Origin of the sequence: Streptomyces sp. NPDC096193 (assembly GCF_040302905.1) — a bacterium.
Taxonomy (GTDB): Bacteria; Actinomycetota; Actinomycetes; order Streptomycetales; family Streptomycetaceae; genus Streptomyces.
Genome location: NZ_JBEOSJ010000014.1, coordinates 124961 through 138009, shown reverse-complemented (window position 1 = coordinate 138009; position 13049 = coordinate 124961). Strand labels below are relative to the sequence as shown.

The window sequence follows — 13049 nt, the reverse complement described above, 5'->3', positions numbered from 1 at the left end:
TGCCCGAAGGCGTACCTCCGCATCCGAACGGACGTGGAGGCAGTGCGGAGGAGGGGTCGTGGAACGGTACTTCACCAAGCAACGGCATGAGGATCTACGGCAGCGGGTGCGTGAGTTCGCCGAGCGCGAGGTGCGGCCTCGCATACCCGAGATGGAAGCCTCCCGGGGCGTCGCGCACGACGTGTCCCGGCTGATCGCCCAGCAGGGCTGGATCGGTGTCACCATCGACCGGGCCTACGGCGGCATGGGGGCCGGCCATCTCGCCAAGACGATCATCATCGAGGAACTGGCCCGGGTCAGCGGGGCGATGGGTGCCATGGTGCAGGCATCCCAGCTGGGTACGGCCAAGATCATCCACTATGGCAACGATGTCCAGAAGGCTGCCTGGCTGCCGCGTATCGCGGCCGGCGACTGCCTGCCCACGATCGCGACCACCGAGGAGGAGTCGGGCGGCCATGTCCTCGGCATGACCAGTACCGCCGTACGCGACGGTGACGACTACATCCTCAACGGCCACAAGGTCTTCGTCGGGAACAGTCACGTCGGCGACGTGCACGGCGTGATCGTCCGCACCGGTGAGGGCTCCAAGGGCCTCTCGGCCTTCCTCGTCGAGGCGGACCGCCCGGGGTTCTCGCTCGCCGAACAACAGCCCGCCATGGGGCTGCACGGATTCAGTTTCGGAAAAATGATCTTCGAGGACTGCCGTGTGCCGGCCGCGAACCTGCTCGGCGGGGAAGGACAGGGCCTGGCCGTCGCGTACTCCTCCAGCGTCCTCTACGGCCGGCCCAACCTGACCGCGGTCTCCCTCGGCATCCACCAGGCCGTCCTCGAGGAGACGACCGCGCTGTGCATCGAACGCGAAAGGTACGGCGCGGCCCTCGGCGAGCTCAACAACATCAAGATCAAGCTGGGCCGTATGAAGCACCGGCTGATGACCGCCCGGCTCGCCGCTTATCACGCTGTTCACCTCATGGACCAAGGTCAGCCCTGCGACGCGGAGTTGATGAACGCCAAGTACCTCAATGTCGAGTCCGCCATCGATTCGGCCGGCGACGCCATGGAGATCCATGCGGCGAGCGGCCTGTTCACCGACCGCCCGGTGGAGCGCTATCTGCGCGATGCCCACCACATCTACGCACCCGCCGGGACCTCCGACATCCAGCTCCTGCGTCTGGGCGAGGTCGCGCTCGGTACGGCCAAGGGGCAGTGGTCGGAGCGTCTGGCCGACCTGGTGCGGACCGGTCCGCCGGATCACCTGGACGAGGACCTGCTGGAGCCGGTCCGCGTATGAGAGAACCCGGGGTGTGAGAACCCCCGGGAGAGGGGGGTGTGAGAACCCCCGGAAGAAGAACGGGGAGCCACGGACACAGCGTCGTGTCCGAGGCTCCCGTCATGGGTCGAGGGGCCGCGTGCAGTGAGCGGCGGCCACCCGGAGGCACTCAGGCCTGACCCCGCTCCTCTATCTGGTGCAGCCTCTCCACCATCTGCTGCGCCATCGACTTGATGGTCTCCAGGCCCTGCCGTCCCCAGGGCCGGGTGTCCGTGTCGATCACACAGATCGTGCCGAGGGCCATGCCCGTGTTCCAGTCGATCAGCGGCGCGCCCAGATACGAGCGGATGCCGATCTCGTCCACCACGGGGTTGCCCGCGAACCGCGGATAGTCGCAGACGTCCTCCAGCACAAGAGCCTTGCGCCGTACGACGACGTGCGGGCACCAGCCGTGATCGCGGGCCATGACCCGGCTGGTGGAGGTCTGTTGGGGCTCCAGCTCCACTCCCGGCTGACTGTCCGCGGGAGTGTAGAGCCCGGCGAAGTACTGCCGGTTCTCATCGATGAAGTTGACCATGGCGTACGGCGCTTCGAGCGTGCGCGCCAGATTGCGGGCGAACGCGTCGAACTCCGGCACGGGGGCGCTTCCGATGCCGAGCTCACGCAGCCGGGCCACGCGGGCCGGTGCGTCCCGGTCCTCGGGAGTCACCAGCATCTGGCCGGTCGGGTCGTATTGCGTGTAGGGAACAGGCGCGGACATGCAGGCTCCATTCGACAGCGCTGAGCGGGCGTCAGTGCAGCGGGGTGGGCTCCGCGGGCGACATGCCGGGAGCCGGGACGAGCAGGTGCTGGACGAGTGCGATCAGCACCTCGGTACTGGAGTTGCACTGGCGGGCGTCGCACATCACGACAGGCACCTCGGGCCTCAGGTCGAGCGCGGCGCGGATCTCGGCGGGCTCGTAGTGGTACGCGCCGTCGAACTCGTTGACGGCGACGACGAAGCCGATGCCGCGCTGCTCGAAGAAGTCGACGGCCGAGAAGCACTGGTCGAGTCTGCGGGTGTCGGCGAGCACCACCGCGCCCAGTGCTCCGTTGGACAGCTCGTCCCACATGAACCAGAACCGTTCCTGCCCCGGCGTGCCGAAGAGGTACAGGACGTGGTCCGCGCTCAGGGTGATGCGCCCGAAGTCCATCGCCACCGTGGTGGTGGTCTTGTCCTCGATGCCCACCAGGCTGTCCGTGCGAGCGCTGACCTGGGTCAGCAGCTCCTCGGTGCTCAGGGGTGCGATCTCACTGACCGCTCCGACGAAGGTCGTCTTGCCCACCCCGAATCCTCCGGCGATGAGGATCTTCAGTGCGGTCGGGAAAGGATCGTCAGAGCCGCTTGCGAAGGCCATGCAGCACCGCCTCCAGGAGGTTTCGGTCGGTAGGGGAGGCCGCCTCGATGGCCCGCGGCGCACGTGTGCTGAGCGCCTGGTGCGTCACGAGGTCGGACAGCAGGACTTTGGTGATGACGGCCGGCAGCCGCAGATGGGCCGCCACCTCGGCCACCGAGATGGGCCGGCCCCCGCACAGGGCGAGGACCTGGTCGTAATCGGGGCCGAGGTACGTCTTCGGACGGGTGCCGGTCGCCATCACGAGGGTGAGAAGGTCGAAGTGCGCTGTGGGGCGCGTGCGGCCATTGCTGACGGCGTAGGGCCGGACCAGTCGTCCGGCCTCGTCGTCGAGCCACGCTCCGCCCTGCGCATCCGCCATCCTCAGTGCCCCGCAGCGCGCGGCGCGCCAGGTGCCTGGTTTCTGGCAGGCGTGGCGAAGTAGGGGCGGACACTCTTGACCAGCATGGCCATCTCGTAGCCGAGTACGGCGGCATCCGCCTCGCTGTCGGCGAGGACGGCAAGGCAGGCCCCGGAGCCCGCCGCCGAGACGAAGAGCAGCGCCGTGTCCAGTTCCACGACCACCTGGCGTACGTCTGCGCCACCCGCGAAGCGGGAACCGGCGCTGCGGGCGAGGGAGTACATGCCGGACGCCAGCGCGGCCATGTGGTCGGCTTCGTCTGTGCCGAGCCCGTCGACGGCCTTGGTCAGACCGTCGGACGACAGCAGAAGTGCGCTGCGGGTGTACGGGACTCTCTTGACCAGCCCCTGGAGGAGCCAGTCGAGATTCTGGTTCGAACCGGTACGCGTGTCGCTCACCATGGTGGCGTTCTTTCTCCTCGGGGGTGAGTACGGGAAATGCGGCTGGCAGGAGCTGTCAGCGGGTCTCGTCGGATACGTCGTCGGCGAGGCTTACTCCCCGCTGGAAGGCAGCCATCAGCCCCGGATCGTGCTCCCCCTCCGGCATGTCCCCCCGCATGCGTGTGGTGGGGGCGTTCCGGAGTTGCGGTGCCAGATGCTCCTGGGCCCGGCGCTGCGGCAGCGGCGGGCGCCCGGCCTGCGGGGCCGGTGGGTCGTACGGCCCGGCCTCGCGAAGTGCCGGCCGCTCGGCCGGCCGTGTGTGCTGCGACGACTGCTGCTGGGACTGAGGCGTCGGCTGCCGGGGTGCAGACGTGCGCTGCTGATGCTCAGGCGCCTGCTGCGGCTGGCGCGCCGGTGCGGACATGTGGTGCACCGGCGGCATCGGCTGTGAGGGTGACGGGGTCATCGGCTGAGCGGTGTCCAGCGGTGGTGGTGCGTACTGGGCCTCGGGTCCGGCCTGCACGGCGGGCCGCTGGGGTGAGGCGGGCGCGACGGACCGGGGTGCCGCGGCTGCCGCGTGGTGAGGTGCCTCCAGCGACTCCTCACCGAGGAGGCCGGTGGGCAGGACGAGGATCGCCTGGATGCCGCCGTAGATGTTGCCCTGGAGCCGGACGGCGATGCCGTGCCGCCGGGCCAGCGCCGATACCACGTAGAGGCCGATACGGCCGTCCGCGATCAGCTTGCTGATGTCGATGCGGTCGGGGTGGGCGAGCAGGGAGTTGATCCGGTCCTGCTCCTGCTGGGACATGCCGAGGCCGCGGTCCTCGACCTCGATGGCGAGTCCGGCGGTCACCCGCTGGGCGCGCATCAGTACCTGGGTGCTCGGGTCGGAGAACCCGGTGGCGTTCTCGACGAGTTCGGCCAGCAGGTGGATGACGTCGGCGACCGCGTGGCCGCGCAGGGTCCCTTCGAGCGGGGGGACGAGTTTGACGCGGGAGTAGTGCTCGACCTCGGCGATGGAGGACCGCAGGACCTCCATCATCGTCACCGGCTTGGTCCACTGGCGGCGCGACACCGAACCGCCGAGGACGGCGACGTTCTCGGCGTGGCGGCGGATACGTGTCGCCAGGTGGTCGACCTGGAAGAGGCCCTTGAGGAGTTCGGGGTCCTCGACCTCGTTCTCCAGCTCGTCGAGCATGCTGATCTGGCGGTGGACGAGGGACTGCAGGCGGCGGGCGAGGTTGACGAAGACCTCGATGCTCTCCTCATTGGGGGAGGCCGTGGCCTGGGGGAACTGCGCGGCGTGCGCGATGGCCGCCTGGGCCTGAAGCAGGCTGATCGTGAGCTCGTGGGCAAGGCGGCTGACCGGGTCGTCGGCGGGCGGGGCGGGCTGCGAGAAGAGCGGTGGCTCCACCAACTCGCCCTGCTCCAGCCTGAGCACCATGTTCTGCAGATCGCTGACGCCTGGGGCGAGGGAGCTGCGGAGGGACGCGTGGCGTTCGGCTCTCCGCCGGGCTTCGGCGGAGGCGGCGCGCGCGGCGCCGATCAGGACGCTGGTGCCGAGAACGCCGGCGGTGACGAGGACGCCCCAGGTGGCGGCGTCGGCCGTGCCGGATTGTGCGCGGAGAACGAAGACGACCAGTGCGGCCGCGAGCACGGATATGAGGGCCGCGGGAAGGACAGCGAGGCGTATCGCCCGGGAGCGGGCGGCAGGATCGGCGGTCTCTTCCTGCGCCGGCCGCCTGCCGTGCCTGTTTCGTGCCGAGCCCCCAGCGGTCGTCCGACCGGATTCCGGGCGCGCTGCATACGTAGGGGATTCAGACAAAGGGAGTCCTCTCGATCACCCCGGGGGGTGGGGTGCACGGGTACGCCGCCGACTAACAGTCAACTCGTCTACACGGTTGGACAGTTAAAGGCGCCGCCACCCTAGTGCACGCTCATGAACCCGTTGTAATCACATCCGGGACCGGCATACCGAAAAGGGACGTCTTGACCTGCAGAAACGATCCCGCTCCGGTTCCCGGGGATGAGACACCGCTGAGCGATCGGACTCGTCTACGCCGCCAATGGACACAATTACCGCGCGACGGGTCCAGCAGGCCACGCCGACGCGTGTCCGCACGATGACATTGGCGAAAAAGTGACACCAACGCGAGACCCCGGGACTCTGCCGCGAGTCCCGGGGTCTCACACCGTGCCGAGCGGCACAACCGTCAGGCGGCCTGGACGAGTTCGGCGCGACCGAACAGGAGGGCATAACCGGGCTGAAGCTGGGCCAGGATGCGATCGAGCAGCTCGGGGCCGGCCAGATCGGCCACGGTGGCAAGTACGGCGCCGGTGTCCCACCGCGCGGTTGCGGGGGTTCCGCCGGCACGGGCGGCGACCTCCTTGACGAAACCGAAGCCGGTGAGGGGTTCGGCGGCGGGGATCTGGGCGGTGAAGGTGATCGCGGCCTCGATGGGGAGGCGAGCGGCGAGTTCGACCCGTTCCTCGCCGGTGAGCTGACGGCCGAGGCCGGTCATCACGGCGTGCACGGCTTCCGCGGCACGCTCGCTTGTCGGGTACGCGCCTGCATAACGGATCCTTTCCAGCATCTGGTCGAACGTCATGCCCAGGGGGTCGGAGGCCGGTGCAGGCTGGACGAACATCGGAGTGCTGCCTTTCTGATCCTGAGTGATGTGCAGTTGTGTGGGGTCCGGGGCCGCGGTGAGGGGTGCCGCCGACGCGGCCGTCGAGGTGCTCGCCGGCGGCGTCCGCGGTCATGCCGGGTACGGAGCTGAGGCCCCGGTCGCGGGCGGTGTGCCTCACGTCGCGCGGAGGACGGGAAGGAGGGGAGATCGGGTTCCCGTCCTCCGTGGCTCGTGCGGCGGGAGGGCGGCTCAGCCGCTGATCTGCCGGGGTGATTCCTCGCCGATGGTGATCTTGCGGGGCTTGGCGCGCTCGGCGATCGGGATCCGCAGCGTCAGGACGCCCGACTCGTAGTCGGCCGCGATGCGCTCGGTGTCGAGGGTGTCGGCCAGCACGAGCTGACGGGAGAAGACACCGAGAGGCCGCTCGGAGAGCTCCATCTGCACATCGTCGGCCTTGGCGACCGGCCGGCGCTCCGCCTTCACGGTCAGCATGTTGCGCTCGACGTCGATGTCGATCGCGTCCTTGCCGACACCGGGCAGGTCGAGGGCGATCACATACTCCTCGCCTTCGCGGTAGGCGTCCATCGGCATGGTCGAGGGCCGGGACCAGGTGCCGGGTGTGCCCAGGAGCTGCTGGGTGAGCCGGTCGAGCTCGCGGAACGGATCGGTGCGCATCAACATCGCGAAACACCTCCAGTCGGTTCAGGCAGTAACTGCCAATGCGCTTCACCTGCCACCGTTGTAGCATGTCATCGAAACGATGACAAGCACGATGTCGTCAGAAGGGTGACAACGAAGGAAAGGGCTCCCATGACCGCCTCCGACCAGGCCAAAGACCCCACATCCCTGCTCGCCGCCGCAGCGGCGCTGAGCACCATCGACGAGGCGGTACGCACCGCCCAGGCTCCCCCGCCGACAGGACAGGACTCCGAACCCGCTCCGGCCGCCGGCCCCGAACAGGCACTGGCCACCCTGCTCCTGCTGCGCGAGCTGCGGGACCGACTCGCCGGATGGGAACCAGGCCTGATCGAAGCCGCCCGGGCGGCCGGTGCCAGCTGGGCCGACCTCGCCCACCCCCTCGGCGTCGCCAGCCGTCAGGCCGCCGAACGCCGCTACCTGCGCGTGCGCCCCGGGTCCCCCGGCAGCACCGGCGAAGAGCGGGTACAGGCCACCCGCGACCGCCGCGCCGCCGGCCGGACCGTCACCGCCTGGGCCCGCGGCAACGCCGCCGATCTGCGCCAGCTGGCCGGCCAGATCACCGCTCTCACCGATCTCCCGGCCCGGGCCCGCGCTCCCCTGGCAAGGCTCGCCGATGCCCTCGCGGACAACGACGCCGCCAACCTCATCGCGCCCCTGGCCGACACCCACGCCCACCTGGCCGCCGGCCACCCCGAGCTGGCCGCCCGCGTCGACAGCGTCACGCGCCACACCGACGAACTCCGCAACGGACCCACGACGGCCGAGCAGCAGGGGAGTTGAGGGCCGACCACGGCGTACGAGTGTGACGATCCGCCCGGCGCGCGCCGTGCGACCTCCGAACAGACGAGTCCGACTCCTCGGACCTCGCCACCGACCGCATGACCGGCCGACGGGCCGTCGATGGCGCCGGGGTGCGATCACCCGTGCTCCGCCGCGGTGAACGGCGGCACCGGGTGGTGTGCGGTCGCCTCGCTGCATCCGATCGGAGCTGATTGCCTGAATACCTCCGCAGTGCCCCAGATCATGCGAGGAGTACCACCGTGTCGCCACAGCCTTCGGACATCTCGTACACCGTGCCGGGAATGACCACGCAGGACAGCAGCCAGATCATTTCGATGCTGCAGATGCGCCTGCACTCGCTCAACGATCTCGCCCTCACGCTGAAGCACATCCACTGGAACGTCGTCGGTCCGCACTTCATCGCCGTGCACGAAATGATCGACCCCCAGGTGGAGCAGGTCCGTGCGATGACCGACGACCTGGCCGAGCGCATTTCCACCCTCGGCGGCGAGCCCGACGGCACGCCCGGTGCGCTGGTCGACGCACGGACGTGGAACGACTACTCGATCGGCCGGGCGGAGGCCATCGAGCACCTCGGCGCCCTCGACCTCGTCTACACGTCGGTCATCGAGGACCACCGCGAGGCCATGCGGGCCACCGAGACAACTGACCCGGTCACCCAGGACATGCTGATCGAGCAGCTGCGCGGCCTCGAACTCTTCCAGTGGTTCGTCCGCGCCCACCTCGAGTCCAGCGGCGGCCGACTCAGCACCCGCGGCGCCACCACCGAGGCCGCCGCCGCCGGCCAGGCCGCCGAGCAGGCCCGTACCCAGCCCTGAAAGCGGAAGACCCCGTTCCCGGGAAACGTTGGCCAGCCTGCCTTAGGCCGAAAGAAACGCAAGCAGAAGACGTCCGGCATATTGCAAAGCAAGACGGGGCAGATTCACTGCACACACATCTTCAGTGCACGAATCGGAGGGTCTCCATGTGGTCCCACGCCCTCACGGGTACCCGTCTGGTCATCACGCTGCACGAGGACCCGGGCATCGCACGGCGAGCACAGCTCGCCCAGGACATCAGCATGCTCGTCCGCTCACACCGGCCGGAATCCCTCCTGGTCGTCCTCGATGACGCGGCGGAGAGCAGTGCCGCCCTCAGTGCCGTCCTGCGAGCGCAACGCGACCTGGGCGTGCCGATGACGGTTCGCGCCGCGAGCGTCGCGGTGCGCCGCATGCTCGAAATGAACGGCAATGACGGCCTGATCGTGCAGGCCCGCACCGGCGCCGCCGAGGACACGGCCTTCACGACAGCCGTCTAGACCGTCGAGGCCCGGGGGGCGCAGGCGTCGTCACGATGCGTGAAGCTTCGGGATGCGATCGGGTTCGGCTGCTGCTTCGCTGAGGTGGTCCGCTCCCCCGAGTCCCTGGAGTGATCATGTCGAGTGCGAGTGAATCCGGCGGCCCCGCCCAGCAGATGCGCGCGAAGGCCCAGGAGCTGAAGGACGCCGCCGAGCGGGCCACCGACCCTGAGGAGCGCAAGCGCCTCATGGAGAAGGCCGACCGTCTGACGGAAGAGAGCAAGCGCACGGGCGGCAAGGGCCCCGACGAGATGGGCATGAACCCGCTGTAGCAGGGGCGTCGTAGCGCGTCCAGGTCGTCCCTGCGGCCGTTCGCCCAGGCACTGAGCACGGGGCAGCATGACCGTGCTCAGGCGGCGCCCTTCCGGCGCCCCGCCTGGGCGAGGGCGTCGACCAGTTGCTCCCGGGTCATCTTGGAGCGGCCGGCGATTCCCCACTCGGTGGCCCGCTGGTACAACTCCCCCTTGCTCAGCTCCCGCAGCTCCCCCTTTCCCCCGCCTGCCTGTGCACGATCCTGCTTGCCGGCGCTCTTCTTCGCGGCCGGTCTGCGCGCCCCCTCGCGGCCGGTGGAGGTCTTCCGTCGTGATGCGGAGGACCCCTTCTTGCCCCGAGCGCCGCCCGCCTGGTCGATGCTGCCCTGCAGGACCGACATCAGATCGACGACGTTGGTGGCCTCGGGCGCCTCCTCGGCGAGATCGATCTCCTGGTCGTCGGCCTTCGCCTGCACCAGCTCGCGTACCTTCTCCTGGTAGGTGTCGGCATACCGGGTGGGATCCCACGGGCTGCTGAGGGTGCCGATCAGCTGGGTCGCCATCTCCAGCTCCTTGCCCTTGCCCGTACGGTCGGAGGGCAGGTCGGGCAGTTCCTTGCCCGGGTCGCGGACCTCGTCGGCCCAGTGAAGGGTCTGGAGCACCAGGATCTTGTCCTCCGCGCGCAGCGCGGTCAGATACTGCTTGTTGCGCATCACGAAGGTGGCGATCCCGGCCTTGTCGGACTGCGCCAGCGCTGTCTGCAAAAGCCCGTACACCTTGGCGTACTCCTTGCCGCGCGGGGCGACGTAGTACGTGCGGTCGAAGTACACCGGCTCGATGTCGGCCAGGTCGACGAAGTCGCTGATGTCGATGGTCTGGGAGCGGCCGGGCGCGATCTGGTCCAGTTCGTCGGGCTCCACGACGATGTACTCGCCCTCGGTGAGCTCGTACCCCTTGACGATGTCCTCGGCCGCCACCTCCTTGCCGGTCCGTTCGTTGACCCGCTTGTTGCGAATGCGGTCGGCGGTGCCGCGCTGGAGCTGGTGGAAGTGGACCGTGTGGTCCTCGATCGCGGTGAAGAGTCCGACGGGCACGCTGACCAGCCCGAAGGTGATGACACCGGTCCAGATCGCGCGTGCCATGACCGTCACTCCGTTCCTGTCCCGCCGGCATGCCTGCTTGCTTGCCCGCCTGCCCGCCTGCCGCACCAGGGCGTCCGGCGTGGCGGCTTCTGCGACCACGCTGGCACTCCCGCGCCGAGGGCGCGCGCCGGACGCGGGCGAGCGGAGTAGCGGGATCGACACGCCCGCGCGGCGCGCAGTCGGCTGCTGCGCGGTGTGGCCCCCACCTGCGAAGACTCGCGAAGACTGCCGTACGGCCCCGCTGGGGCGACGAGTTCGGAGTCAGCGAAGGGCGTTGCGCAGACGCCTCTGCCTCAGTCGCGGGCGAACCGGGGCCGGCACACCCTGCGGCCGCCCGGCCGGATACGCCGCCGGGGGTCCGGGATGGGTGTACGGCGGGACTCGAACCCGCGACGTCCCGGTCGACAACCGGGGGCTGGACCGCAGCTACGAACTCCAGGTGCCCAGAAGCGTGGGCCCCGTTCCCACTCGGCCCCAACTCCTTTTGACGGTGCCGACAAGAGACCCGGACGGCACCGGACGGGAAGCCGGACGGGCCGGATTCGGCGCCCACCGGTCCCCTCCCCACCGCTCACAAGCCTGCAACCAGGGATTCCATGGCCCCCGCACCACGGGTCATGATGGGCGCCACCAGCCTCGAGCCTCCCGGGAGATTCGCCCGTGCCCAGCAGGAAAGCCCTGATCCGCCGCCCCAGCCCGCGTCTCGCGGAGGGGCTGGTCACCCACATCGAGCGCACGCCCGTCGACGCCGCGCTGGCGCTCGAACAGTGGCAGACCTACGCCGAGACGTTGCGCGAGCACGGCTGGGAGACCGTCGAGACCGAGCCCGCCGACGACTGTCCGGACGGCGTGTTCGTCGAGGACACCGTCGTCGTCTTCCGCAATGTCGCCCTGATCGCCCGCCCCGGCGCCGAGTCGCGCAGGCCAGAGACGGCCGCTGTCGAGGAGTCGCTGGCGCGGCTCGGCTGCTCGGTGAACTGGGTGTGGGAGCCCGGCACCCTGGAGGGCGGCGATGTGCTCAAGGTCGGGGACACGATCTACGTCGGCTGCGGCGGCCGGACGAACGCGGCCGGGGTGGCGCAGCTGCGGCAGGTCTTCGAGCCGCTGGGGGCGCGAGTTGTCGCCGTGCCGATCAGCAAGGTGCTGCACCTGAAGTCGGCCGTGACGGCCCTGCCCGACGCCACGGTCATCGGCTACCCGCCGCTGGTCGAGACCCCGTCCGTCTTCCCCCGTCATCTCCCCGTCCCGGAGGAGTCCGGGGCGCACGTCGTGCTGCTCGGCGGCGGCAGGCTGCTGATGGCGGCGAGCGCCCCGAAGTCGGCCGAATTGTTCGCGGATCTCGGCTACGAGCCGGTCCCGGTCGAAATCAGCGAGTTCGAAAAGCTCGAAGGCTGCGTGACCTGCCTCTCGGTACGTCTCCGCGACCTGCATGCATAACCAAATGTAACCGGACATTCCGGGAGCGGGCTTGGCCCAACGGCTTACAGCGCCTTAACCTACGGTTTCGTAACCTACGAATACGTAAGTAACTCTCCCGTCCCCCCTGGAGCACCCGTGTCAATCACCTCTCCCCAACTCGGCAGCTCGGACGCGTGGACCGACGCCCGGCTGCTGTACGCGCTGGAAGAGGTGGTGGAGCAGGAACTCAACCGCCATCTCAAGGTTGCCAAGGACTGGATGCCGCACGAGTACGTCCCCTTCGGTGACGGCCGGAACTTTCCCGGTCTCTTCGAGGACGGCGAGGCCTGGGAGCCGAGCCAGTCGAAGGTCACCGACATCGGGAAGACGGCTCTCGTGGTCAATCTCCTGACCGAGGACAACCTGCCCAGCTACCACCACGAGATCGCCAGCCTCTTCGGCCGCGACGGAGCCTGGGGCACCTGGGTGCACCGCTGGACCGCGGAAGAAGGCCGGCACGGCATCGTGATGCGCGACTACCTGCTCACCTCCCGCGCCGTGGATCCCGACAAGCTCGAGCAGTTCCGCATGGCCCACATGTCGGAGGGCTTCGAGTCCGACAACCGGCACTCCATGCTGCACTCCGTGGCGTACGTCGCCTTCCAGGAGCTCGCCACCCGCGTCTCCCACCGCAACACCGGCCACCAGTCGGGTGACCCCGTCTGCGACCGCATGCTGGCCCGGATCGCGACCGACGAGAACCTGCACATGGTCTTCTACCGGAATCTGCTGGGGGCGGCCTTCGAGATCGCCCCGGACCTCACCATGCAGTCCGTGCGCGACGTGGTCGTCGACTTCCGGATGCCCGGTCATGGCATGCCCGGCTTCGAGCGTGCCGCCGCGCAGATGGCGATCGGCGAGATCTACAACATGCGCATCCACCACGACGACGTGTTGCAGCCGGTGCTGCGCTTCCTGAAGGTGCTGGAGATCGACGGGCTGGGCCCGGAGGGTCTCAAGGCGCAGGAGGAGCTCGGGCTGTACATGGGCGGGCTGGACGCCGAGGCGTCGAAGTTCGACGAGAAGCTCGCGGCCCGCAAGGCACGCATGGCGGCGCGCGCCGCGGGCTGACTCCGTTGTTCGACGCCGGCGGGGCCGCGCCCACGAACCTGTGGCGTGCGGCCCGGCCGGGCCGCATGCGTGAGCGGTGACGCATCCGAGTACGGCGTCCCCCACATCGGCGAACCGGACGGCGGCGCGGCTTGCGCAAGGCGCGGGCGCACCTGGCCCGGGGTGTCCGGGCGTGGCCGTGCCTCCGGCCGTACGAACAGCGGTGCCGCGGCGGGCC

At 69.3% G+C, this 13049-nt stretch carries 15 protein-coding genes and 1 tRNA gene; 7 read left to right on the top strand and 9 right to left on the bottom strand.

The window, feature by feature from the left end:
* Positions 1-58: 58 nt before the first annotated feature.
* Complete coding sequence (locus ABTX78_RS21330) at positions 59-1291, top strand: acyl-CoA dehydrogenase family protein (protein ID WP_352208343.1); 1233 nt, start codon at positions 59-61, stop codon at positions 1289-1291.
* Positions 1292-1439: 148 nt separating this feature from the next.
* On the opposite strand, the gene ABTX78_RS21325 is transcribed toward ABTX78_RS21330, so the two are convergent.
* From ABTX78_RS21325 to ABTX78_RS21295, 7 genes are all read right to left on the bottom strand, one after another.
* Positions 1440-2030, bottom strand: coding sequence for a GAF domain-containing protein (locus ABTX78_RS21325; RefSeq protein WP_352208342.1), 591 nt, complete (start codon positions 2028-2030; stop codon positions 1440-1442).
* A 31-nt stretch (positions 2031-2061) separates the two neighbouring features.
* Positions 2062-2667 (bottom strand): GTP-binding protein, encoded by a 606-nt coding sequence (locus ABTX78_RS21320; protein ID WP_352208341.1) that lies wholly within the window; start codon positions 2665-2667, stop codon positions 2062-2064.
* Positions 2645-3025, bottom strand: coding sequence for a DUF742 domain-containing protein (locus tag ABTX78_RS21315; protein ID WP_313942946.1), 381 nt, complete (start codon positions 3023-3025; stop codon positions 2645-2647). Before ABTX78_RS21315 ends, ABTX78_RS21320 begins: the two co-directional genes overlap by 23 nt.
* Before the next feature lie 2 nt (positions 3026-3027).
* Entirely contained in the window at positions 3028-3465 is a 438-nt protein-coding gene (locus tag ABTX78_RS21310; RefSeq protein ID WP_327678306.1) for a roadblock/LC7 domain-containing protein, read from the bottom strand.
* Between the two features lie 55 nt (positions 3466-3520).
* Complete coding sequence (locus ABTX78_RS21305; RefSeq protein WP_352208340.1) at positions 3521-5101, bottom strand: sensor histidine kinase; 1581 nt, start codon at positions 5099-5101, stop codon at positions 3521-3523.
* Between the two features lie 556 nt (positions 5102-5657).
* Positions 5658-6092, bottom strand: coding sequence for a DUF2267 domain-containing protein (locus ABTX78_RS21300; protein ID WP_352208339.1), 435 nt, complete (start codon positions 6090-6092; stop codon positions 5658-5660).
* Between the two features lie 231 nt (positions 6093-6323).
* Positions 6324-6755: an Hsp20/alpha crystallin family protein gene (locus ABTX78_RS21295; RefSeq protein WP_352208338.1), complete on the bottom strand. Its 432-nt coding sequence runs from the start codon at positions 6753-6755 to the stop codon at positions 6324-6326.
* A 129-nt stretch (positions 6756-6884) separates the two neighbouring features.
* Between ABTX78_RS21295 and ABTX78_RS21290 the strand changes: the two genes are divergently transcribed.
* The 4 genes from ABTX78_RS21290 to ABTX78_RS21275 all read left to right on the top strand — a co-directional run bounded on the left by ABTX78_RS21290 (position 6885) and on the right by ABTX78_RS21275 (position 9182).
* Positions 6885-7553 carry a type III effector protein gene (locus tag ABTX78_RS21290; RefSeq protein ID WP_352208337.1) on the top strand — a complete coding sequence of 223 codons (669 nt, stop codon included), beginning with the start codon at positions 6885-6887 and terminating at the stop codon, positions 7551-7553.
* Between the two features lie 260 nt (positions 7554-7813).
* Positions 7814-8392 (top strand): Dps family protein, encoded by a 579-nt coding sequence (locus ABTX78_RS21285; RefSeq protein WP_352208336.1) that lies wholly within the window; start codon positions 7814-7816, stop codon positions 8390-8392.
* Between the two features lie 146 nt (positions 8393-8538).
* Positions 8539-8871: a hypothetical protein gene (locus tag ABTX78_RS21280; RefSeq protein WP_352208335.1), complete on the top strand. Its 333-nt coding sequence runs from the start codon at positions 8539-8541 to the stop codon at positions 8869-8871.
* 116 nt (positions 8872-8987) lie between these two features.
* A complete protein-coding gene (locus ABTX78_RS21275) occupies positions 8988-9182 on the top strand; it encodes a DUF6381 family protein (protein WP_313942953.1) in 195 nt (64 codons plus the stop codon).
* 77 nt (positions 9183-9259) lie between these two features.
* On the opposite strand, the gene ku is transcribed toward ABTX78_RS21275, so the two are convergent.
* Together ku and ABTX78_RS21265 are read right to left on the bottom strand one after the other, a co-directional pair.
* Positions 9260-10303 carry a non-homologous end joining protein Ku gene (gene ku, locus ABTX78_RS21270; RefSeq protein ID WP_352208409.1) on the bottom strand — a complete coding sequence of 348 codons (1044 nt, stop codon included), beginning with the start codon at positions 10301-10303 and terminating at the stop codon, positions 9260-9262.
* A 366-nt stretch (positions 10304-10669) separates the two neighbouring features.
* A tRNA-Asp gene (locus ABTX78_RS21265) sits at positions 10670-10739 on the bottom strand.
* 224 nt (positions 10740-10963) lie between these two features.
* Between ABTX78_RS21265 and ddaH the strand changes: the two genes are divergently transcribed.
* Both ddaH and ABTX78_RS21255 read left to right on the top strand, forming a co-directional pair.
* Positions 10964-11740, top strand: a complete 777-nt coding sequence (gene ddaH / locus ABTX78_RS21260) for a dimethylargininase (protein WP_352208334.1) — start codon at positions 10964-10966, stop codon at positions 11738-11740.
* A 117-nt stretch (positions 11741-11857) separates the two neighbouring features.
* Positions 11858-12832: an acyl-ACP desaturase gene (locus tag ABTX78_RS21255; RefSeq protein ID WP_352208333.1), complete on the top strand. Its 975-nt coding sequence runs from the start codon at positions 11858-11860 to the stop codon at positions 12830-12832.
* Positions 12833-13049: the final 217 nt, after the last annotated feature.

Bases quoted from the DNA above. Each gene is read 5' to 3' on its own strand.
- ABTX78_RS21275 (WP_313942953.1), top strand. From the start codon at position 8,988: ATGTCGAGTGCGAGTGAATCCGGCGGCCCCGCCCAGCAGATGCGCGCG.
- ku (WP_352208409.1), bottom strand. From the start codon at position 10,303: ATGGCACGCGCGATCTGGACCGGTGTCATCACCTTCGGGCTGGTCAGC.
- ABTX78_RS21280 (WP_352208335.1), top strand. From the start codon at position 8,539: ATGTGGTCCCACGCCCTCACGGGTACCCGTCTGGTCATCACGCTGCAC.
- ABTX78_RS21320 (WP_352208341.1), bottom strand. From the start codon at position 2,667: ATGGCCTTCGCAAGCGGCTCTGACGATCCTTTCCCGACCGCACTGAAG.
- ABTX78_RS21295 (WP_352208338.1), bottom strand. From the start codon at position 6,755: ATGTTGATGCGCACCGATCCGTTCCGCGAGCTCGACCGGCTCACCCAG.
- ABTX78_RS21290 (WP_352208337.1), top strand. From the start codon at position 6,885: ATGACCGCCTCCGACCAGGCCAAAGACCCCACATCCCTGCTCGCCGCC.
- ABTX78_RS21325 (WP_352208342.1), bottom strand. From the start codon at position 2,030: ATGTCCGCGCCTGTTCCCTACACGCAATACGACCCGACCGGCCAGATG.
- ABTX78_RS21300 (WP_352208339.1), bottom strand. From the start codon at position 6,092: ATGTTCGTCCAGCCTGCACCGGCCTCCGACCCCCTGGGCATGACGTTC.
- ABTX78_RS21310 (WP_327678306.1), bottom strand. From the start codon at position 3,465: ATGGTGAGCGACACGCGTACCGGTTCGAACCAGAATCTCGACTGGCTC.
- ABTX78_RS21315 (WP_313942946.1), bottom strand. From the start codon at position 3,025: ATGGCGGATGCGCAGGGCGGAGCGTGGCTCGACGACGAGGCCGGACGA.